19 protein-coding genes and 1 riboswitch are annotated in these 19,669 nt (G+C 56.0%); of the genes, 8 read left to right on the forward strand and 11 right to left on the reverse strand.

Annotation, left to right across the window (positions count from 1 at the left end):
- Nucleotides 1-50: 50 nt before the first annotated feature.
- Nucleotides 51-159: riboswitch (TPP riboswitch) on the reverse strand.
- A gap of 96 nt (nucleotides 160-255) precedes the next feature.
- Both aroC and AAC620_RS08210 read left to right on the forward strand, forming a co-directional pair.
- Nucleotides 256-1,356, forward strand: a complete 1,101-nt coding sequence (aroC, locus tag AAC620_RS08205) for a chorismate synthase (protein ID WP_340244152.1) — start codon at nucleotides 256-258, stop codon at nucleotides 1,354-1,356.
- A 166-nt stretch (nucleotides 1,357-1,522) separates the two neighbouring features.
- A complete protein-coding gene (locus tag AAC620_RS08210) occupies nucleotides 1,523-2,161 on the forward strand; it encodes a hypothetical protein (protein ID WP_340244154.1) in 639 nt (212 codons plus the stop codon).
- Here AAC620_RS08210 and AAC620_RS08215 read toward each other — a convergent pair.
- From AAC620_RS08215 to AAC620_RS08235, 5 genes are all read right to left on the reverse strand, one after another.
- Complete coding sequence (locus tag AAC620_RS08215; protein WP_340244156.1) at nucleotides 2,158-3,042, reverse strand: DMT family transporter; 885 nt, start codon at nucleotides 3,040-3,042, stop codon at nucleotides 2,158-2,160. The two genes, AAC620_RS08210 and AAC620_RS08215, sit on opposite strands and share 4 nt — an antisense overlap.
- Nucleotides 3,043-3,148: 106 nt before the next feature.
- A complete protein-coding gene (locus AAC620_RS08220; protein ID WP_340244157.1) occupies nucleotides 3,149-3,439 on the reverse strand; it encodes an HU family DNA-binding protein in 291 nt (96 codons plus the stop codon).
- Between the two features lie 129 nt (nucleotides 3,440-3,568).
- On the reverse strand, nucleotides 3,569-5,053 hold the full coding sequence (locus AAC620_RS08225) for an AMP nucleosidase (RefSeq protein WP_340244159.1): 1,485 nt from the start codon (nucleotides 5,051-5,053) through the stop codon (nucleotides 3,569-3,571).
- Nucleotides 5,054-5,076: 23 nt separating this feature from the next.
- Complete coding sequence (locus tag AAC620_RS08230; protein WP_340244161.1) at nucleotides 5,077-5,784, reverse strand: sulfotransferase-like domain-containing protein; 708 nt, start codon at nucleotides 5,782-5,784, stop codon at nucleotides 5,077-5,079.
- A gap of 1 nt (nucleotide 5,785) precedes the next feature.
- Entirely contained in the window at nucleotides 5,786-6,685 is a 900-nt protein-coding gene (locus AAC620_RS08235) for a D-amino acid aminotransferase (protein WP_340244163.1), read from the reverse strand.
- 126 nt (nucleotides 6,686-6,811) lie between these two features.
- Between AAC620_RS08235 and AAC620_RS08240 the strand changes: the two genes are divergently transcribed.
- Nucleotides 6,812-7,066 carry a hypothetical protein gene (locus AAC620_RS08240; RefSeq protein WP_340244165.1) on the forward strand — a complete coding sequence of 85 codons (255 nt, stop codon included), beginning with the start codon at nucleotides 6,812-6,814 and terminating at the stop codon, nucleotides 7,064-7,066.
- 160 nt (nucleotides 7,067-7,226) lie between these two features.
- On the opposite strand, the gene rlmH is transcribed toward AAC620_RS08240, so the two are convergent.
- The 3 genes from rlmH to AAC620_RS08255 form a co-directional block, all read right to left on the reverse strand.
- Nucleotides 7,227-7,697, reverse strand: coding sequence for a 23S rRNA (pseudouridine(1915)-N(3))-methyltransferase RlmH (rlmH, locus tag AAC620_RS08245; RefSeq protein WP_340244167.1), 471 nt, complete (start codon nucleotides 7,695-7,697; stop codon nucleotides 7,227-7,229).
- A gap of 6 nt (nucleotides 7,698-7,703) precedes the next feature.
- Complete coding sequence (rsfS, locus tag AAC620_RS08250; protein ID WP_317656889.1) at nucleotides 7,704-8,099, reverse strand: ribosome silencing factor; 396 nt, start codon at nucleotides 8,097-8,099, stop codon at nucleotides 7,704-7,706.
- Between the two features lie 191 nt (nucleotides 8,100-8,290).
- A complete protein-coding gene (locus AAC620_RS08255) occupies nucleotides 8,291-9,490 on the reverse strand; it encodes a TsoY family (seleno)protein (protein WP_340244169.1) in 1,200 nt (399 codons plus the stop codon).
- Nucleotides 9,491-9,706: 216 nt separating this feature from the next.
- Here AAC620_RS08255 and smc point away from each other — a divergent pair, with 216 nt between their 5' ends.
- Nucleotides 9,707-13,171, forward strand: coding sequence for a chromosome segregation protein SMC (smc, locus tag AAC620_RS08260; protein WP_340244171.1), 3,465 nt, complete (start codon nucleotides 9,707-9,709; stop codon nucleotides 13,169-13,171).
- Here smc and cbiB read toward each other — a convergent pair.
- From cbiB to AAC620_RS08275, 3 genes are read right to left on the reverse strand one after another with little or no spacing between them, the layout of a single operon-like run.
- Nucleotides 13,168-14,097: an adenosylcobinamide-phosphate synthase CbiB gene (gene cbiB, locus AAC620_RS08265; RefSeq protein WP_340244173.1), complete on the reverse strand. Its 930-nt coding sequence runs from the start codon at nucleotides 14,095-14,097 to the stop codon at nucleotides 13,168-13,170. The two genes, smc and cbiB, sit on opposite strands and share 4 nt — an antisense overlap.
- The gene (locus AAC620_RS08270) at nucleotides 14,094-15,053 is read right to left on the reverse strand and encodes a threonine-phosphate decarboxylase (protein ID WP_340244175.1); all 960 of its coding nucleotides are present in this window, start codon (nucleotides 15,051-15,053) and stop codon (nucleotides 14,094-14,096) included. Before AAC620_RS08270 ends, cbiB begins: the two co-directional genes overlap by 4 nt.
- A gap of 33 nt (nucleotides 15,054-15,086) precedes the next feature.
- Entirely contained in the window at nucleotides 15,087-16,067 is a 981-nt protein-coding gene (locus AAC620_RS08275; RefSeq protein ID WP_340244177.1) for a glutathione S-transferase family protein, read from the reverse strand.
- Between the two features lie 204 nt (nucleotides 16,068-16,271).
- Between AAC620_RS08275 and AAC620_RS08280 the strand changes: the two genes are divergently transcribed.
- The 4 genes from AAC620_RS08280 to AAC620_RS08295 all read left to right on the forward strand — a co-directional run bounded on the left by AAC620_RS08280 (nucleotide 16,272) and on the right by AAC620_RS08295 (nucleotide 19,610).
- On the forward strand, nucleotides 16,272-16,616 hold the full coding sequence (locus tag AAC620_RS08280) for a hypothetical protein (protein WP_317656878.1): 345 nt from the start codon (nucleotides 16,272-16,274) through the stop codon (nucleotides 16,614-16,616).
- A 154-nt stretch (nucleotides 16,617-16,770) separates the two neighbouring features.
- Nucleotides 16,771-17,772, forward strand: coding sequence for an N-acetyltransferase DgcN (dgcN, locus tag AAC620_RS08285; RefSeq protein ID WP_340244181.1), 1,002 nt, complete (start codon nucleotides 16,771-16,773; stop codon nucleotides 17,770-17,772).
- The gene (dgcA, locus tag AAC620_RS08290; RefSeq protein WP_340244183.1) at nucleotides 17,769-18,743 is read left to right on the forward strand and encodes an N-acetyl-D-Glu racemase DgcA; all 975 of its coding nucleotides are present in this window, start codon (nucleotides 17,769-17,771) and stop codon (nucleotides 18,741-18,743) included. Before dgcN ends, dgcA begins: the two co-directional genes overlap by 4 nt.
- A 6-nt stretch (nucleotides 18,744-18,749) precedes the next feature.
- Complete coding sequence (locus AAC620_RS08295) at nucleotides 18,750-19,610, forward strand: D-amino-acid transaminase (RefSeq protein ID WP_340244185.1); 861 nt, start codon at nucleotides 18,750-18,752, stop codon at nucleotides 19,608-19,610.
- The last annotated feature ends 59 nt before the right edge of the window (nucleotides 19,611-19,669 follow it).

The raw sequence follows: 19,669 nt of genomic DNA on the forward strand, positions 1-19,669 counted from the left end.
CACTCCTCCATTGCGACGGGCGAAGTGAAGATGGAGCTTGGGCAAATTGCCCTCTGTTCCAAAGCCTTCCCTCCGCCGGTCCTAACCGGTTCAGGTTCAACGGGTTTACGCAGGATTGCGCATCTCAGGCCCAATAACGGGCCACCCCGAGACAAGGATTGATCTAGGCAGGTTTTCTGCGAAGGGCAAGGGTCTTGGCATTTTGCCTCAGGAAGGCTAACCCCTGTGAAGGCTAAAATTATGTAGGTCACGCCAATGTCGATGAACACTTTCGGTCATCTTTTTCGGGTTACCACTTGGGGCGAAAGCCACGGGCCAGCCCTTGGCGCGACTGTTGACGGATGCCCCCCAGGTGTCGCGATAGATGCCGCAATGCTGCAGCATTGGCTTGATCGCCGCAAACCAGGGCAGAATAAATACACCACGCAACGCCGCGAACCTGACGAGGTGGAAATTCTTTCGGGCGTTTACGAGGGCCAGACGACAGGCACGCCGATACAGTTGATGATCCGCAACACGGATCAGCGGTCGAAAGATTATTCTGAAATTGCCGAAAAATTCCGTCCAGGCCATGCCGACATCACCTATTGGCAAAAATACGGTATCCGCGATCCGCGCGGGGGTGGACGATCAAGCGCGCGAGAAACCGCCGCACGCGTGGCCGCAGGCGGGGTTGCGCGCGCGGTTTTGGCCACGCTGCTGCCTGATCTGCAAATTACGGGCTTCATGGTGCAAATGGGCCCACATCAGATTGACCGCACACGGTTTGACTGGGATCAGATTGCGCAGAACCCATTTTGGACGCCTGACCCCAAGGCAGCGGCAGATTGGGCAAGCTATTTAGATGGTCTTCGCAAATCGGGCGACAGTGTCGGCGCGGTGATCGAGGTGGTCGCGCGCGGTTTGCCCGCAGGGCTTGGCGCGCCAATTTATGGCAAGCTTGACACGGATTTGGCTGCAGCGATGATGTCAATCAATGCCGTGAAAGGTGTTGAGATTGGCGAGGGCATGAACGCCGCTGCCTTGCGGGGCAGTGAAAACGCGGATGAAATCACGATGGGCGCAGATGGCCCACAATACGCCTCTAATCATGCGGGCGGGATTTTGGGTGGAATTTCCACTGGCCAAGATGTGGTTGTGCGTTTTGCAGTGAAACCCACCTCCTCCATCCTGACACCGCGCCAAACGATCACGAAGTCGGGCGAATCGGCTGAGATCATCACAAAAGGGCGGCATGATCCTTGTGTGGGTATTCGTGCCGTTCCCGTGGGTGAAGCGATGATGGCCTGTGTGGTTCTGGATCATTTGTTGCTGCATCGCGGACAAATCGGCGCAAATCGTGGCAACATCGGCTGATCGTTTCTTAGATTAGTTTCAAATTCCGTAAAATTTTCTTGGCCTTGCCGCTTTTTAACCAAGTTTCCTTGCGATCTTGAGGGGGTAAACGAGTAAGAGGTTAACTATGCGACAGGCCAAGCGAACATGGGCACTTCCGAGATCCTTTCGGGTGGATGGAAGAACGATGATCATCGCGCTCATGGCGCTTGGCCTCCTCATTGGGATGGTTTGGCGGATCGGCCCGACCCCCGATGTCTGGGCAAGCACCAATGACAGCACGGCGGGTTTGCGGGTGTTCTCGCAAGACGACCGACTCGTCTCTTTCGAAGATTTTGAGTTTAACGAAGGCGGCTTTAGTGGTGCGGCCCAATCAAATCAATCCGTGATAACGGGCGGTATTCTGGGCCCTGTTGCAGCAGGGTTGGTGATCCAAAAACCAATCCTTTTGCCACTTGGTTTTCGCAATGCTGTGCTTGAGTTAGACCTATGGCTTCTTGACGGATGGGACGGTGCGGCGGTTGAACTGAGCTTTGCCGATGCAGCCTTGCGCATTACGGGCGAGGCGCATGCCCCTGTGATCGAGATCGCGCGGCAAAGCCCAACAGGCACGCGGTTTCAATTGCTTGACGCGTATCCCAAACCCGATGGGTCAGTGCAATCGGGAGAAGAAACCACACGATTATCTTTGCGCATTGCGGTCAGCAGCTATGACGCAGAGGGCGAAATCAGCCTATTTGGCAGTGATGATACGAATACGCCCTATCGCATCGCTATTGATAATCTGCGCGTCATTGTCAGCGATACGCCGCTTGAAGGGGCCTAACTGCTTGGCGCTGTTGGGGTGACGCGGGCCAACTGCACCGCCAAAATCCCGCCTGCGATAATGGCAACCCCAATGATGTCGGCCAAAGATAATTGTTCCCCAAGGAGCGCCGCGGCAATCGCCACGCCGAAAAACGGGTTCAAGAAATGAAACGTTGCGGCGCGGGTTGCTCCAATGCGGGCGACCAACAAAAACCAAATCCACGTTGCCAAAAGACCTGGGGCTAAAGTTGTATAAGTGAAGGCCCAAAAGAGACGCTGCGACATGTCAAATTCTGGCGTTTCAAAGATTAAGGCAAAGGGCAGTAAGACAATCGAGCCAACCGCCATTTGCAAGCCAACGGTCATGATCACATTTCCGCCCGAGGCTGAAGCACTGCGCACGGCCAATGTTGCGATGGTCAGCGCCACGGCAGCAATGACGCAGAGTGCAAGGCCCATGACATCCGCCCCGCCTGTTAATCGCTGTGACATAATCAGCGCCACCCCAGCGAAGCCCGCAATCAGGCCGAAAATCCCAAGCTTCGGGAGGGTTTCGCGGAAAAACGCCCAATTCGCAGTCGCCACCAACAGCGGCATACTGGATGCGATGATGGCTGCAAGCCCCGCTTCGACTGTTTGCATGGCGATAAAATTCAGACCCAGATAGATCGCGTTCTGGCAGGTGCCAAAAATCAAAATGCCGCGCCATTGCTTGGCTGAAAATTTCCAGTGTTGTCCGAGGGCCTTGGCAATGGCCACACCAATCAGACCCGCTAATCCAAAGCGCAGAACCAATGCGTAGAGGGGCGGCGCGGCTTCAACGATCATTCGCGCAGAGGTGAAAGCCGAAGACCATATGAGGGCGAAAATCAGCCCCATTCCAATTGCGCGAAAATCCATGTCATGCATCCTGCCGAAACCTGCTTGCGACACAGAAGCATGAAACCCGCCCAAGAAAAAGGGCCGCCCAAGTAGGCGGCCCTTAAAACTTCAAAACTGCGAAAACTTAGCCGTTTACGCTGTCCTTCAATGCCTTTGCGATTGTAACCTTCACAACCTTGTCGGCAGGCTTTTTGATCTGCTCGCCCGTTGCTGGGTTGCGCACCATACGCTCGGGACGTGCGCGGCAGTATACTTTGCCAATCCCAGGAAGGGTTACTGCGCCACCGCCTGCGACTTCTTTGGTGACCACTGCGGTCACTGCATCCAAAGCGGCTGCTGCGGTTTTCTTGTCACTGCCCATTTCGTCGGCAAGCGCGGCAACAAGCTGCGTCTTTGTCATCGGTTTCTGTGCCATTTTTTATCTCCTTTACTCCCCGAACCCTTGGGCTCGCTGGTGCGAAATTACCCTAATATTGTGGAGGGACACAACAATTAGTAGACAAAATGGTGCAGAAAACATGCATCTTGACAAAAATTTATATATTTATAAGAAAGCCGTTTCCTCAAAAGACCGCAATTTTCGGCTATGAAGGCGTTCAAGCGGCATTTCGCGCAATTTTTCCATGGCGCGAATGCCGATCAACAAATGTCGCGTCACTTGGGTTTTATAGAATTCTGAGGCCGTTCCGGGCAGCTTTAATTCGCCATGCAGCGGCTTATCCGAGACACAAAGCAGCGTGCCATAAGGCACCCGAAAGCGAAATCCATTGGCGGCGATTGTTGCGCTTTCCATATCGAGTGCGATGGCGCGACTTTGGCTGAGGCGCTTTACGGGGCCAGATTGATCGCGCAATTCCCAATTGCGATTGTCGATTGTGGCGACCGTGCCTGTGCGCATGATCCGTTTCAATTCATAGCCAGACACTTGCGCAACATCTGCCACCGCATCCTCAAGGGCAATTTGAACTTCGGCCAATGCGGGGATGGGAACCCATGCGGGCAGATCATCATCAAGAACATGATCTTCGCGCAGATAGGCGTGTGCCAAGACATAATCGCCAAGCGCCTGCGTGTTGCGCAGACCTGCACAATGACCAACCATCAACCATGCATGGGGTCGCAAAACTGCAATATGGTCAGTGGCGGTTTTTGCGTTTGAAGGCCCAACCCCAATATTAACCAAACTAATACCTGCATTGTCTTTACGGGTGAGGTGATAGCTTGGCATCTGGGGCATTTTTGCGGGATGTGTGAGCTCTGCCTCAGCCGTCATCAAAACTTGATTGCCTGGCCCAACGAGGGCGGTGTAGCCGCTGTTTGGGTCGGCCAACATTGCCCGCGCATAGGCAATGAATTCGTCAATATAGAATTGGTAATTGGTGAACAGAACATGGTTCTGGAAATACACAGGATCAGTCGCGGTATAATGAGCGAGCCGTGCTAGAGAATAGTCGATCCGTTCGGCGGTAAAGGGCGCAAGCGGCCCCGATCCGTCTGGATGCTTAAAGCCAAAGGAATTGACGATCTCGTCATGGATGCCGCCCAGATCAGGCACATCAAACATATCGCGCAAGGGAAAGGTTAGCGCTGCCTCTTGCGGGACGTTGAGATTGGGATCCGTCAGCACTGCAAAATGCAGCGGAATTGGCGTAGAGGATACCCCAATCGCGACCTCAACATTATGGTTTTCAATCAGCAGGGCGATTTGCTGTGTCAGATAATTTGCAAATAAATCGGGGCGCGTGACCGTTGTGGAATAGGTGCCCGGTTCTGCGACATGACCAAAAGAAAGGCGGGTGTCGATCTTGCCAAAACCTGTCGTGGTAATCCGTATCTCGGGATAAAAGGCGCGATAGCGGGTGTTCTCGCGCGGGGCTTTTAAGGCCTCGGAAAAGGCATCGTAAAGGAATTTTGTGGCCGCCTGATACAGCAGTTGCAATTCGGCGACTGCGTCTGCGGCCTTACTGAAATATTTCGGGTGAGGTGCGGCGGGCGATAGGATTTGTTCGTCTTTGGCTGATTTTCGCATCGCGCACTCCCCCTGATTTAACCTTAGCCTGTGTGTTTTAGACTGCGCATTTGTTCGTAATATTCAAGCGCCTCGGTCAGCAGCCCATGATATTCCTTGGGCAAATCGGGCAATGGCCCTTCGGGATCAGAAATCCCAGTTGAGCGATGCACAGCCCCATACCAATGCTTGGCCCAGATCCCATCTTGGGCCCGTGGCCCTGCGGGCCAAGATAACATTGCCGCGTCAAATGGAAGGTCGGCCGCCGCGCAGATCATGCGCAACATGGCCTCTGGCTTCGCGCGAATATCTGTGCTGTCGAAAATTGGGCCAGGAAGGCGCTGATAAAGCGCCCATTGTTGAGGATAGCCAATATCAAGCAGGCTCGGCATATCTCGCTTGGCGAGGTAGGAGGCAATGACGCGGGCGGGGTGACGGATCAGATGCATATTCACGCAGCCCTCAGCCCACGTCAGGTCAAACCCATCCAACATATGGTGGGGCATGTGTTTCATATACCAATGCTCTTTTCCGTCAGGCGGGCTGCCCGCACAGCGCCGCGCCACGATCTTTGCATCGCTTTCATGCGCGGCAAGGATCTCGGATCGCATCGGATGGTCGAGCCCTGTCTCTGCCAAATAGGGGGCGTAGAATGGCTCGTCCCAAACTGCGCAATCGGCGCGCGCACCAAAGGCATACATCATCGCAGTCGAAAGGTTGCGTGGCCCCGACCACATGGCAATTTTTGTCATTCTATTCTGTGCCTTGATCAATCATGTCTTTATACAGCGCGCGGATGCGCGTGGTCAGGGGCCCCAAATCGCCTGTGCCGATGACGCGGCCGTCAATCTCGCCCACAGGGGTTTGCGCGCCGAATGTGCCCGTCAAAAATGCCTCATCTGCGCTATAGGTTTCCACCAAGGAAAAGTTTTTCTCAAAGACAGGGATGTCATTGTTGCGGCACAGGTCAATGACCTTCTGCCGTGTGATCCCATTCATGCAATAATCGCCTGTGCTTGTCCAAACCTCGCCCTTGCGAATGATGAAGAAATTGCACGCATTTGTGGTGTTCACAAAGCCATGGATGTCTAACATCAAGGCCTCATCTGCCCCCGCCTTTTCCGCGGCGATGCAAGCGAGAATACAATTTAATTTGGAATGAGAGTTTAGCTTGGGGTCTTGCGTCATCGGCAAGCCGCGCAGATGTGGCACTGTGGCCAGACGAATAGGGCGTGGGATGGAGGGTTTGGAATGCTCCATGATGATCGCAACAGTCGGGCCAGAACGCGACAGGGCAGGATGTTGAAAGGGGCGCATCTTGACCCCTCGCGTGACCATCAATCTGGCATGGGCATCGGTCTGCATCTCGTTGGCGCGGCGGGTGTCTTCGAGGGCCGCAATCACCGCGGCGCGGGTCATGCCGATATCAAGATCAATGGCTTTGGCAGCCTCAAACAGGCGATCCATATGATCGTCTAAAAAGGCCCATTTCCCGTTATAGAGACGTAACCCCTCCCAAACGCCATCACCAAGCATAAAGCCGCTGTCATAGACGCTGACCATTGCCTCGGCGCGGGGTTTCAGCGCTCCGTTGATCCAGATCAGAATATGTTCATTGCGCGCGTCTTCTTCGCTTTGATGTGTGCTGACCATGATTTGCCTCGCCCTCGCCCTAGTCACCTTCGCGTGAGCAGACAGGATGCCGTCTTGATGTGCAATATCAATCACAGTTTAGTGCGGGCAGTTTCCACATTTTCCCAAATGGATGGGAGGCAGGCTATGACACGGACTAACAATAAATCACTGCGCAGTGGGTTTAAACTGGTCGCCTTGAGTGTCGCCATTGGGCTGGCATTTATGTTGCAGATGCTTTCGCCTCAGGATCGCGGTGCGGTGATTGTGCAATCTCTGTTGAAGGGGCAAATGCCTGTCCTCGGGCAAAGTGCGCCCTGTGATCTGGTTTGCAAAGGCCCGCAGATCTTGCCCGCGACAGGCGATCTGAACGCGTACGCGCCCCGTTTGCGGGATATCTGAGCGCTACGACAGCATATCCCCGTTTGGCCTTGGGCGCTGGCCCGTGGGTGCAGGGCTGCCCAAATGCAACATGGGTGTCAGGCAGGTCATCGCCAATCTTGGCCTCTCGCGCGAAATCTCAATCGCGGCCAAGTTCGGATATTTTGCTTAAAGAAAGGTTTCAGACACGGTGATAAGGCGCGCCCGCAAGGATTGATGCGGCACGGTAAAGCTGTTCAGACAGCATCACCCGCACCAACATATGCGGCCAAACCATACGGCCGAAGGAAATACGCCGTGCGGCTTCGCCGCGTAGGTTTGGCTCAATGCCATCTGCCCCGCCAATGATCAGCGCCAAATCGCTTGTTCCTTGATCACGCACTTGGCCAAGCCCTGTGGCGAATTCTGGAGAGCTTAGGGTCTCGCCCCGCTCGTCTAGCGCCCAGATCATCGCGGATTTTGGTAAAGCACGGCGCAGCAAGTCGCCTTCGGCTTTCATGCCCTGATTCTTCTTATCTTCCACCTCAATGACATCGCCTAAGGTCAGGCCAAGTGCGCGACCTGTGCGATCAAATCGCGTGAGGTAATCGGTAATCAGATCATGTTCGGGGCCTTGCCGCAGGCGGCCGACACAACAGATGGACACGCGCATGGCCGATTAGGCCTGTGCCGTGCCATTGGGCAGCCACATCTTTTCGATCTGGTAGAAATCCCGCACTTCGGGGCGGAAGACATGCACGATCACATCGCCCGTGTCGATTAAAACCCAATCACCTGCGTCTTTGCCCTCGGTTTTGGACAAAAGCCCATAATCTTGCTTGAGGCGATCCACCAAATTGGTCGCTATAGCGGCCACTTGCCGTGTCGAACGCCCCGAAGCCACGACCATATAATCGGCCATCGAGGATTTCCCCGCCAGCTCGATCGTGATTACGTTTTCAGCTTTGTCATCGCTCAGAGAGTCAAGCACTTGGTCTAGCAAATCCTTGCCACCAATGCGGGGTGCATGCGTGTCGGCATGCGGCGCAATCTCTGCGGTGTCAGTTACCGCCATTCTCGGTCCAGTCAGGACGAAGGCCCTCCGTTTCATGGCGTCAGTCTAAGATGGACACCCATCTGGCGCTGACGAATAGCACAAGGATACCACTGCTTCGGGATGATCTCAATGCAAAGGATAATATGGGATTTATACAAATGAAACGGGCCGCGATGTGCATCGCGGCCCGTAACCTTATGGGGTGTGTTTTATTCAGCAGGCGCAAGTGCTGCGGCGCTGTTCTTCGCGAAATGCTTGCGCGCAAGGATCAGAACCAAGGCGATCATTCCGAATTGCAGGCCTAGGGCCAATGCGCTGAGCACCCAATAGGCTGCGCCAAATTTTGCGATCATGCCTGTGGCGACCAGACCTTTGTTGATCCAAAAATGACCCAAGACAGACATTGCAACGCCGGGGCAAACAAGGGCGTATGAACCTGCAGAGGCTTCGGTGCCATTGATGAAGCGGCCGAGATAGCCCACGCTGGCCAAGGCCATGATGCTAAAGAGTGCGATCAGAACTTCAATCGACAGCATGCGTGTCAGGAAGGTAAATGTTTCACCCGCACCGCCATGGATGTCGAAATGAACGTGCAGGCCATGCGAGATCCGCATCATCGCAATCGAAACAACAGTGATCAGCGGAATGATGACCATCAGCGTGGGGGCGGCCTCAACATTCAGACCGTTCTCCATGATTGAGCGCAGACCCAATATCGCGGCGACAAAAGCGATCAACAGCGCCGCTGTGATGAAGAAGGTTCCCAGAATAATCGAAACCCCTGCGGTCAGTTGTAGGTTGGACATTGCGGCGGGGGCAGCAAGGCCAACACCGATCATAGACAGCGCAAATGCGGGCAGAACTTGGGCAAAGGAGTTGTTCGCGGCACATTTGAAACCGCCATTGGCAAAGCGCGCCTTGAGGAAATCAGCGATCATGCGGAATGCCAGAATCCCGATCATCAGGAAGGCGGCCATGGCTGCGGGGAATAGATATTCCACGATGCTCCATAGCCCTGGGACAAAGGTAAGACCCAGAAGAAAGCCAACATTAACCGTCATCGCCAAGGCAAGAGGCAGCGCCAAAACTTGGCTCCCTGCGTTTGAAGCGGCAAAATCTGAATAAGACGCCGCTGCGCGGAACGCAGAGAAGCGCCCAAGGTTCCAGATCAACAGTTTGATGTTCAAGAACCCAAAAACTGCGATCCCCGCCATGGCGCCCAAGACCATAGCCTGTTGCAAAATTGACCCTGTCGTCAAAACCGCAAAGTTGTTTTCGAAGATCGGAACGGGTTGGTCAGGATGCGGCACCCAAAACATCAGCCACATAAAAAACGTAACGGCCAACCCCCCTGCGCCCAGCGAGGCAAGGAAGTAGAGCGGTGAATATCGATTTTGAGCGAGTGACATTGTTAGTCCCCTTTGATGAACTTTGTTAACTGATTTCTGAACTAGTCGGTTTAGTTTAGCAATGGATGAAATGTCGCAGGGCAGAAAATTGGCTAAATTTGACTATATCTTGTGGAAAACTGGTTAAACTTATCCACATCGTGGGGTTCGTGATTGACTCTGCGATGGCAGCGGCGAGACAGTAACACTGGATAAGAATCACCGAAGGGTCTGCCTGTGCGGTTTTCCAGATTACGCTTGAACGGCTTTAAAAGCTTTGTTGACCCGACCGAATTGGTGATTTCGGACGGTCTTACGGGCGTGGTTGGCCCCAATGGCTGTGGCAAGTCTAATCTTCTGGAAGCGTTGCGGTGGGTCATGGGCGAGAACCGCGCCTCGGCGATGCGCGGCGGCGGTATGGAAGATGTGATTTTCGCGGGGGCGGCCACGCGGCCTGCGCGTAACTTCGCAGAAGTATCCCTGAGCATCGACAATCAAGACCGTCTCGCACCGGCAGGGTTTAACGAGGATGACACCCTTGAAGTCGTGCGCCGTATTACCCGCGATGCCGGATCTGCCTACAAGGCCAATGGCAAAGACACGCGTGCGCGCGATGTGCAGATGCTGTTTGCGGATGCCTCAACAGGCGCGCATAGCCCCGCCTTGGTGCGGCAGGGTCAGATTTCGGAGTTGATCAACGCAAAACCACGCGCAAGACGGCGGGTTCTTGAGGAGGCTGCGGGTATCTCGGGCCTCTATCAGCGCCGTCATGAGGCCGAGCTAAAGCTGAAGGGTGCGGAAACCAATCTCACCCGTGTTGATGATGTGATTGAACAACTGGCGGGGCAATTATCCTCGCTTGCTCGGCAGGCGCGCCAAGCCGCGCGGTATCGCGAGATCGGGACAGAGCTGCGCCAAGCCGAAGGGATGCTGTTATATTTGCGTTGGCGTGAGGCAGATCAGGCCCGCGCGCGCGCTGAGGAAACCTTGCGCTTGGCCGTGCAATCTGCGGCGCAGGCTGAGGCGGCCGCGGTCAAGGCCGCCCAAGCGCGTGAGGAGGCCGAAGCCACTCTTCCCCCCAAACGGGAGGAGGAGGCAATCGCCGCCGCAATTTTGCAGCGGCTGACTGTAGAACGCGAAACGCTGCAAGCCGAAGATTTCCGTGTTCGCCAAGCGATTGAAGGTTTGGAAGCACGGATTGAACAACTGACCCGTGACATTGGTCGCGAAGACAGCCTTAACACGGATGCAAGCGATACAGTGGCCAAGCTGATGGAGGAGCGCGAAGCCCTGTTTGAGGCGCGTAAAGGCCATGATGAGGCGCTGAAGGCCGCGTCACTTGCAGCCGCTGATGCCGCTGAGGTTTTGGCCGATTGTGAAACGGGCCTCAGTCAGCTGACAGAAGACGCAGCGCGTCTTGCAGCGCGCCATCAATCCGCAGAGCGCATTGTTTCTGACGCCCGTGCGGCCCTTGAGCGGAACCGCGCCGAGGCGGAAAAGGCACGGCTTGCGGCGGCGGAAGCCGAGGCGCGCTTGGCCGAGGTGAGCCACGATGTAGATACAGCACAAACCGCTTTGGCCAGTGCGACAGAGCAGGCAAACCAAGCTGAGGCTGCATTGGCACAGGCCGAAGCAGATCGCGCCACCGCACAAAGCGAAGAGGGCAAGGCCCGCGCGGCTTTGGCTGAGGCCAATGGCACGCTGAGCACGCTTGAGTCCGAAGTGCGCGCCCTGCGCCGCCTGCTTGAGCGCGAACAGGGCGCGGCGGAGCAATTGCTGGATCATGTGAAGGTGGATGTGGGTTTTGAGGCCGCCGTTGGGGCGGCCTTGGCCGATGATCTCAAGGCCCCGATCCGCGCAGATGGTCTGGCAACACGGCTGACAGGGTGGCTTGGTTTGGATCAATATGCCAATCCCCAACCCTTGCCCCAAGGGGCGATTTGTTTGGCCGATGTCACCCGCGCGCCGCGCGTATTGGCGCGGCGTTTGTCGCAGGTCGGTATTGTCGATGCCGCAGATGGGGCGCGGTTGCAAAAGGATCTTTTGCCAGGTCAGCGCTTGGTCAGCCGCGAGGGCGATCTCTGGCGGTGGGACGGCTATAGCCTTGCATCTGAGGACAGCTCAAGCGCGGCTGCACGGCGTTTGCAGCAGGTTAATCAACTGGAAAAGTTGGATCAGGAATTGACTGCGGCCAAGGATGCCGCCGATGCAGCCCGCAGCCGTCATGACGAAATTTCAGCACGCCTCACTGCCGCAAGCGAGGCAGATAAAACTGCCCGCCAATCGCGCCGTGATGCCGATAGCGCCATGGCCGAAGCCAGCCGCCTCTTGTCGCGCGCCGAAGCAGAGCGCAATATTTTGGCAGGTCGTCTTGAGACATTGACCCAAGCCGTCAGCCGCCATGGCGAGGAAGCCGCAAGTGCCGAGCGGCAATTGGTTGAAGCTGAGGCGGGGCAAAAAGCCCTTGAAGACCTCACGACAATGCGCGCGCGGGTTGAAAGCGCGAAATCGACAGTCGAGGCTGCGCGCCTGACGATGTTGGCCAAACGCACGGCGCATGATGAGATCAAACGCGAAGGCGAAGCGCGGGAACGCCGCATTGATCAAATTGCAAGCGAAGTAGATGGGTGGCAAAAGCGCCTTGATACCGCCAAGTCCCGCATGGCGGAGTTGAACACCCGCCGCATTGAGGCCGAAGCGCAATTGCAAGATGCGAAGAACAAACCCGACCATCTTGCGGGCCAGCGCGCAGAATTGGCGCAAAAGATCAAAGATGCCGAGGCGCGCAAGGCGGCTGCCGCAGATGCGTTGAGCGTTGCAGAAGGTATTGCGCGCACCGCGACATCAGCCGAGCGTGATGCCGAACGCAGCGCCTCGGATGCCCGCGAAGCCCGCGCGGCTGCCGAAGCGCGGCGCGATGGTGCGGCAGAATCCGTCGCCCATGCAGCAGAGCGCATTCATGAGGAGATGGAAGTCACCCCTGATGCGTTATTAGAGCAATTAGAGACAGACCCGACAGATATGGCCTCGGCTGAAAAGCTTGAAGGTGATGTTATGCGCCTGCGCCGTCAGCGCGATGCGCTTGGTGCCGTTAACCTTCGGGCTGAGGAGGATGCGCGCGAAGTCCAAACCGAGCATGACGCGTTGCTGTCAGAAAAGCAGGATCTTGAAGCGGCCATTTCAAAGCTGCGTTCGGGAATTGCGGCCTTGAACAAAGAAGGGCGCGAGCGTCTTTTGACGGCCTTTGATGAGGTCAACCGCAATTTTGGACAGTTGTTTAGTCACCTCTTTGGTGGTGGTGAAGCGCGGCTTGTTTTGGTCGAAAGCGATGATCCTCTCGAAGCGGGGCTTGAGATCCTGTGCCAACCGCCGGGCAAGAAACTCTCGACCTTGTCACTGTTGTCGGGGGGGGAACAAACCCTTACCGCGCTTGCGCTTATCTTTGCGGTCTTCTTGGCCAATCCTGCGCCAATCTGTGTGTTGGACGAGGTGGATGCGCCTTTGGACGATGCCAACGTGACCCGTTTCTGCGATATGTTGGACGAGATGACCCGCCGCACCAAAACGCGCTTCTTGATCATCACGCACCATGCTGTGACGATGGCGCGGATGGATCGCTTGTTCGGCGTCACAATGGCCGAGCAAGGTGTCAGCCAATTGGTCAGTGTTGATCTGAAAAAGGCTGAGGCCTTGGTGGCCTAGGCGGCCAAGACCGCCAGAAGCACGACAGCCATCACAAATGCGGCCCATGATTTCCAAAGGATCGTAACCGCGTTCGATATATCGCTGCGTGTGGCCTCTGCCCGTCCTGCGGCGTTCAGGCTTGGGTGATCGCTGCGATGCCCATGATAACTGCGCGGGCCTGCCAATGTGATATCAAGCGCGCCTGCCATTGCGGCTTCGGGCCATCCTGCATTGGGGCTTGGGTGCTTTGAGGCGTCCTCGCGCATCACTGCCCAAGCCGCAGGATTGCCGCAAACAGCGGCAATCAGTGCCCCGCTGAGACGGGCAGGGATGTAGTTGAGGATGTCGTCAAACTTGGCGGCAGCAAACCCAAATTCCTCATGTCGCGGGGTGCGGTGGCCAATCATGCTGTCGGCTGTGTTCACAAGTTTATAGAGCAACACGCCAGGTAGCCCGAGGATGAGAAACCAAAAGGCAGGGGCAATCACCCCGTCTGAAAAATTTTCAGCGGCCGATTCAATCGCGGCACGGCTGATTTCGCTTTCACCCAATTCAGCCGTGTCCCGCCCCACGATATCGCTGAGCGCGCGGCGGGCCTCGTGCAGCGATAGGCCCAAAGCATCGCGCACGGCCAAGACATGGGATATGAGGCTGCGCTGTGCGATGAGGATGGCTGCAAGCAGGATTGAGATCACCTCCCCAAAGGGCAAGAGGGCGATTGTGGCCCCAAGCCCCAAAGCGCCAAGGGACAAAAGCGCCATAACCGTCACGCCTGCGCTGCGTGCAGCCGCGTTTTCGGTGTTGTAGCGGCGATCTGCCCAAGCAATGATCCGCCCCATCACCACGGCAGGATGGGGGATACGCTGCCACAGCATGCGTGGTTCGCCAAATAGGGCATCAAGGCCAAGCGCCAGAACCAAGAGGGCAGCGGTTTCCGTGATCATGCCAATGCCTTTTCCAACCTTGCCCAGTCCTCGGGTGCATGGGGTAAGCCCAGTCTGATCATAGAGGTGGAATAGGGAAAGATGCGTGTCCAGATGTGATGCTGCGCAAGCTTGGATTGCAGGGCCGCAGCGTTGCCAACATGGAACAGTCGAAACAGGCTTGTGCCACACGGATCATTTGCACCCGCCGCCGCCATCAGCGTATCAAGCCGTGCCGCATCTTGCGCCAATCTACGGCGGGTGTCTTCGGCCCATGCGGGATCACGCAAGGCCCGCGCCCCGATCACAAGGGCGGGGCCTGAAACAGACCATGGGCCCATTACTGCCCGCAAACGGGCAATGGTGTCGGGGGCGGCGATGACAAAGCCAAGGCGCAGACCTGCAAGGCCCCAGAATTTCCCAAAGCTTTTAAGCACAATATCGCGACTGCTTTCTGCGATTTTGGGCAGGTGGCTGGCCTCAGGTATCACATCGCAGAAACTTTCATCATAGATGCGGATTTTGTCACTGACTGGTGCAGGCGCGAGGCGACCATCGGGGTTGTTGGGGTGGACATAGATCTCAAGCGCGGCGCTGCCTTGGGTTATCGTCCAACCTGCACCCTCGAAACTGGCCGCCCATTCATTATAGGTGGGCATGGTGATCTGCACGGATCTCTCCAAATCCCCAAAAATCGTGGGCAATCGCGCAATCGCCGCAGAGGCGCCATGTGTTGGCAGAATATCAAGATATGCGGGAACCGACCAAAATGCGCGCGCGGCGGCAATCAGCGCAGCCTCAGCCCCCTGATCCGGCAGGGCGCGCCATGCATCGGCAGGCAGGTCACCGATTGGATAGGGGCAGGGATTGATCCCTGTTGAAAGATCAAGCCAATCTGCGCGCGCCGCACCATATTGGGCGGCGGCGGCATCAATGCCGCCCCCATGGTCACGGCTATGTTGGGTTTTGGTCGTCATGCCGCCTTAGATAGGCGATTTGTCCCGCCCCGCCTAGAGGTGGTCGCGCTCATGTGGGGCGTTGAAATCTAGCACAGGATTAATCGGCAGGATACGTGCGGGATTAATCATATCGTGGCTGTAATGGTAATGGTGGACGATATGATCAAAATGCACCGTATCTGCCACACCCGCCCATTGATATAGCTCGCGCGTGTAGCCCCAAAGATTAGGGTAATCGATGATCCGCTTGCGGTTGCACTTGAAATGCAGGTGATAAACCAGATCAAAGCGGATCAAGGTGGTAAACAGTCGCCAATCGGCCTCGGTGATGCGTGCGCCCATTAGATAGCGGTTGCGACTGAGGCGGTCCTCTAGCCAATCGAGCGCCTCAAAAAGCGTATGCACGGCATCATCATAGGCCGCCTGTGACGTGGCGAAGCCTGATTTATAGACGCCGTTATTCACCTCGTCATAAATGCGCGCATTCACTTGGTCGATCTCTTGGTGCAGTTCTTCGGGGTAGAAATCCTGCGTGTCGCCTGTGATCCCGTTAAAGGCCGAATTGAACATTCGGATAATTTCCGAACTCTCATTCGAGACGATTTTCTCGCGCTCTTTGTCCCACAGGATTGGAACCGTAACGCGGCCCGTCATGTCGGGCGTGTCTTTGAGATAGACATCACGGGCGAAAGGCAGGCCGTAGAGTGTGTCCCCCGTAGCCCCGTCAAAATCTGTGGAAAATGTCCACCCATCGCCCAGCATATCGGGGTGCACAACGCTGACGCTGATATGGTCAGTCAGACCCTTGATGGCGCGGAAGATCATGGCGCGATTGGCCCAAGGGCACGCATGCGAAACATACAGGTGATAGCGCCCCGATTCTGCCTTGAAGCCGCCTTCACCCGAGGGGCCTGCACTGCCATCTTCGGTCACCCAGTTGCGAAACGAGGCCACACTGCGCTGGAATGCGCCGCCTGATTTTTTGGTGTCATACCAAACATCTTGCCATGTGCCATCGACCAAAAGACCCATTGGTTCCGCCTCGTCTCGCTGTTTCCTGTTGTCTCAGACCTAATGCGTGTGGCCTTTTCGTCCAACCCTAGGTCATGCAGAGGCACTCTGCGTATATGCACAGAACCCATGTTGCAAATTGGCAACGAATTTGCAGGTTGGTTAACCCGATGTTGACCAAAACCAACCATGATCCATGTTACAGTGGGAAGTGATAGGTGTGTTATGAACGATTTTTTGCCCAAAGATGTCGTAGATGGCCTGCGCCACGCGAAGATGCGCGATCTCAAGCGCCGCGCGACCCGTTCGGTTCAGATCGGGGATGATGTTTATGCAATCCTAGAATTCACGCCCTCAGGTTTCGCGGTTGACGCGGAAACTACCCCGCATTTGCGCGGTTTGGTGGATGTTTACGAAGGCTCTCGTCACCAGTGTCAGGCGTTGATTATCGCCTCAGAACAAGATGGCGATTTGATGCGCTATGAATTCAAGCGTAACACCGCCGCCTCTGATCGCGCCGCTTTGGATTTTGAAGAAGTGACGCCACAGGTTTCGGGATACTTGACCTGATTCGACTGAATTGGCGCAATAAACCGCCGCTATTGGCCTACTTTTCAAGAAATTCGTGCGAAAATTGCGCGCAGGTCGCGTGATTTTGCGAAAGAATTTCTGACGGCTTGGATTATCCTGTGACAAAGCTTCACCTCTTTGTCGGAGAGCCAAGATGATCAAGACCCCTTACCTTTTGTTTTTGGGCGATGCGCCCGACCCTTTGGCGGCCAAAGTGGCGCAAGGTATTCGTGATTGGCGTCCTGAGAACGCAATAGGCCAATTCCGCATGGAAGGGTGTCAGGCCGATATGCGCTTGCCCGATATGACTTTGGCCGAGGCGCGCGCCGCTGGTGCGGAAACCCTCGTGATTGGCGTTGCCAATCGTGGCGGGGTGATCTCGCCTGCATGGAAAAAGGTTTTGATCGCGGCCCTAGAGGAAGGGTTTGATCTGGCCTCTGGGTTGCACAATCTGTTGCGTGATGAGCCTGATTTGGTCGCCGTTGCCAAGGCGACAGGGCGCAGTCTGCATGATGTGCGGGTGCCAAATGTGCAATATCCCATTGCCAATGGCGTTAAACGCAGCGGCAAGCGTTGCCTTGCCGTTGGCACGGATTGCTCGGTTGGGAAGATGTATACGGCGTTGGCCATGGATGCCGAGATGAAGGCGCGCGGGTTGAAATCCAGTTTCCGCGCCACGGGCCAGACAGGTATTCTGATTACAGGCGAAGGCGTGCCATTGGATGCGGTCATTGCGGATTTCATGGCAGGGGCGGTGGAATGGTTAACCCCTGATAATGACCCAGATCATTGGGATATGATCGAGGGACAGGGCAGCCTGTTCCACATTTCCTATTCTGGTGTGACCATGGCTTTGGTGCATGGGGGTCAGCCCGATGCGTTGATCTTGTGCCATGAACCAACCCGCCCCCATATGCGTGGTCTGCCCGATTATGAAATGCCAAGCCTTGAGGCGCTGCGTGATCTGGCCTTGACGCTTGCACGCCAGTCTAATGCAGCGGCGCAAGTGGTGGGGATCGCAATCAACACAGCGGCATTGGGCGAGGATGAAGCCTTGGCCTATCTGGCAGAGGTTGAAAAGCGCATGGGCTTGCCTGCTGTCGATCCTTTCCGCCAAGGTGCTGCACGTCTTTGTGACGCATTGGAGGCGATATGAGTTTTACCATCACGGCCACGCCCGAAACTTTTCGCTTGGCCGAGGTTTTTACGATTTCACGCGGCTCGCGCAGTGAGGCGCAGGTGGTCACAGTCCATATCAGCCGCGATGGGATCACGGGGCGGGGCGAATCTGTGCCCTATGCGCGCTATGGCGAAAGCATTGCCTCGGTCGTGGCGCAAATAGAGGGGCTGCCTGCAGGGATTGATCGTAAAAGCTTGCAGGACGCATTGCCCGCAGGGGCCGCGCGAAACGCAGTCGATTGTGCGATGTGGGACTGGGACGCAAAATCAACGGGGCGGCCCGTTTGGGATTTGGCGGGGCTTGCGACCGCGCCGCGCGCTGAGATTACAGCCTATACCCTGTCGCTTGATACGCCCGAGCGCATGGAGGCTGCGGCAGCGCGCCACCAATCCCGTCCGCTGCTTAAGATCAAATTGGGCACACCCGATGACATGCCGCGTCTTGAGGCGGTGCGCCGTGGTGCGCCACGGGCGCGGATCATCGTGGATGCCAATGAGGGATGGACTGTGGACAGCTACAGTGATCTTGCGCCGCATCTGATCCGTCTCGGGGTCGAGATGGTGGAACAGCCGCTTCCTGCGGGTGCCGATGATCTTTTGGCCGAAATCGCTCGCCCCTTGCCAGTTTGCGCCGATGAGTCCGCCCATGATCGTGCAAGCCTGCCTGATCTGGTGGGCAAATACGATATGGTGAATATCAAATTGGATAAAACAGGCGGTTTGACGGAGGCGCTTGCGTTGCGCGATGCGGCTGTGGCGGAAGGCTATGGGGTTATGGTGGGCTGCATGGTCGGCAGTTCTCTCGCTATGGCCCCTGCGCTTCTCGTGGCACAAGGCGCGGCAATTACCGATCTTGACGGGCCGCTTCTTCTGGCAGAAGACCGTGAGCACGCTTTGACATTTGACGCAGACGGGGTGCATCCTGCGCGTCCAGAATTATGGGGATGAGTTGAGATGACGCGCATCGTATATGTGAATGGCGAATATCTGCCCGAGGATCAGGCCAAAGTCTCGGTGTTTGATCGGGGGTTTCTGTTTGCCGATGGCGTCTATGAGGTGACCAGCGTTTTGGATGGCAAACTTATTGACTTTGAAGGCCACGCAAAACGCCTTGCCCGTTCCTTGAACGAATTGGATATGCGCGCGCCATGTGACAGTGATCGCTTGCTTGAAATTCATCGCGAACTGGTGACGCGCAATGCCTTGGTCGATGGTATGATCTATCTACAGATCACCCGCGGCGCACCCAATGATCGCGATTTTGCCTATCCTGCCCCTGAGACAGAGCCAACCTTGGTGCTGTTCACCCAGTCCAAACCAGGTTTGGCAGAAAGCCCAATGGCAAAGACAGGGATGAAGGTGATCTCTATTGAAGATCAGCGATGGGGGCGGCGCGATATTAAGACTGTGCAGCTCCTTTACCCTTCGATGGGCAAGATGATGGCAAAGGCGGCTGGCTGTGACGATGCGTGGATGGTGGAAGACGGTGCTGTGACAGAAGGCACGTCAAACAATGCTTATATCATCAAGGATGGCACGATCATCACCCGCAATCTTGGCACTGAAATTTTGCATGGGATCACCCGCGCAGCGGTGCTGCGTTTCGCGCGTGAAGCACAGATGAAAGTAGAAGAACGCCCCTTCACAGTCGCCGAGGCGCAAGCGGCAGATGAGGCATTTATCACCTCGGCCTCAACCTTCGTGATGCCTGTGGTTGAACTGGATGGAACGCCGATTGGCACAGGCAAACCTGGCCCTGTGGCGACACGTTTGCGCGAGATTTACCTTGAAGAAAGCCGTAAAGCGGCAATCTGAAAAGGCCAAAAAAGAAGGGCGCCAGAGATGGCGCCCTTTTCAGTTGGAGTGAATTGCAC

It is taken from the genome of Roseobacter sp. HKCCA2468 (genome assembly GCF_037805105.1).
Lineage (GTDB): Bacteria > Pseudomonadota > Alphaproteobacteria > Rhodobacterales > Rhodobacteraceae > M30B80.

Bases quoted from the DNA above. Each gene is read 5' to 3' on its own strand.
- aroC (WP_340244152.1), top strand. From the start codon at position 256: ATGTCGATGAACACTTTCGGTCATCTTTTTCGGGTTACCACTTGGGGC.
- AAC620_RS08210 (WP_340244154.1), top strand. From the start codon at position 1,523: ATGATCATCGCGCTCATGGCGCTTGGCCTCCTCATTGGGATGGTTTGG.
- AAC620_RS08215 (WP_340244156.1), bottom strand. From the start codon at position 3,042: ATGGATTTTCGCGCAATTGGAATGGGGCTGATTTTCGCCCTCATATGG.
- AAC620_RS08220 (WP_340244157.1), bottom strand. From the start codon at position 3,439: ATGGCACAGAAACCGATGACAAAGACGCAGCTTGTTGCCGCGCTTGCC.
- AAC620_RS08225 (WP_340244159.1), bottom strand. From the start codon at position 5,053: ATGCGAAAATCAGCCAAAGACGAACAAATCCTATCGCCCGCCGCACCT.
- AAC620_RS08230 (WP_340244161.1), bottom strand. From the start codon at position 5,784: ATGACAAAAATTGCCATGTGGTCGGGGCCACGCAACCTTTCGACTGCG.
- AAC620_RS08235 (WP_340244163.1), bottom strand. From the start codon at position 6,685: ATGGTCAGCACACATCAAAGCGAAGAAGACGCGCGCAATGAACATATT.
- AAC620_RS08240 (WP_340244165.1), top strand. From the start codon at position 6,812: ATGACACGGACTAACAATAAATCACTGCGCAGTGGGTTTAAACTGGTC.
- rlmH (WP_340244167.1), bottom strand. From the start codon at position 7,697: ATGCGCGTGTCCATCTGTTGTGTCGGCCGCCTGCGGCAAGGCCCCGAA.
- rsfS (WP_317656889.1), bottom strand. From the start codon at position 8,099: ATGGCGGTAACTGACACCGCAGAGATTGCGCCGCATGCCGACACGCAT.
- AAC620_RS08255 (WP_340244169.1), bottom strand. From the start codon at position 9,490: ATGTCACTCGCTCAAAATCGATATTCACCGCTCTACTTCCTTGCCTCG.
- cbiB (WP_340244173.1), bottom strand. From the start codon at position 14,097: ATGATCACGGAAACCGCTGCCCTCTTGGTTCTGGCGCTTGGCCTTGAT.
- AAC620_RS08270 (WP_340244175.1), bottom strand. From the start codon at position 15,053: ATGACGACCAAAACCCAACATAGCCGTGACCATGGGGGCGGCATTGAT.
- AAC620_RS08275 (WP_340244177.1), bottom strand. From the start codon at position 16,067: ATGGGTCTTTTGGTCGATGGCACATGGCAAGATGTTTGGTATGACACC.
- AAC620_RS08280 (WP_317656878.1), top strand. From the start codon at position 16,272: ATGAACGATTTTTTGCCCAAAGATGTCGTAGATGGCCTGCGCCACGCG.
- dgcN (WP_340244181.1), top strand. From the start codon at position 16,771: ATGATCAAGACCCCTTACCTTTTGTTTTTGGGCGATGCGCCCGACCCT.
- dgcA (WP_340244183.1), top strand. From the start codon at position 17,769: ATGAGTTTTACCATCACGGCCACGCCCGAAACTTTTCGCTTGGCCGAG.
- AAC620_RS08295 (WP_340244185.1), top strand. From the start codon at position 18,750: ATGACGCGCATCGTATATGTGAATGGCGAATATCTGCCCGAGGATCAG.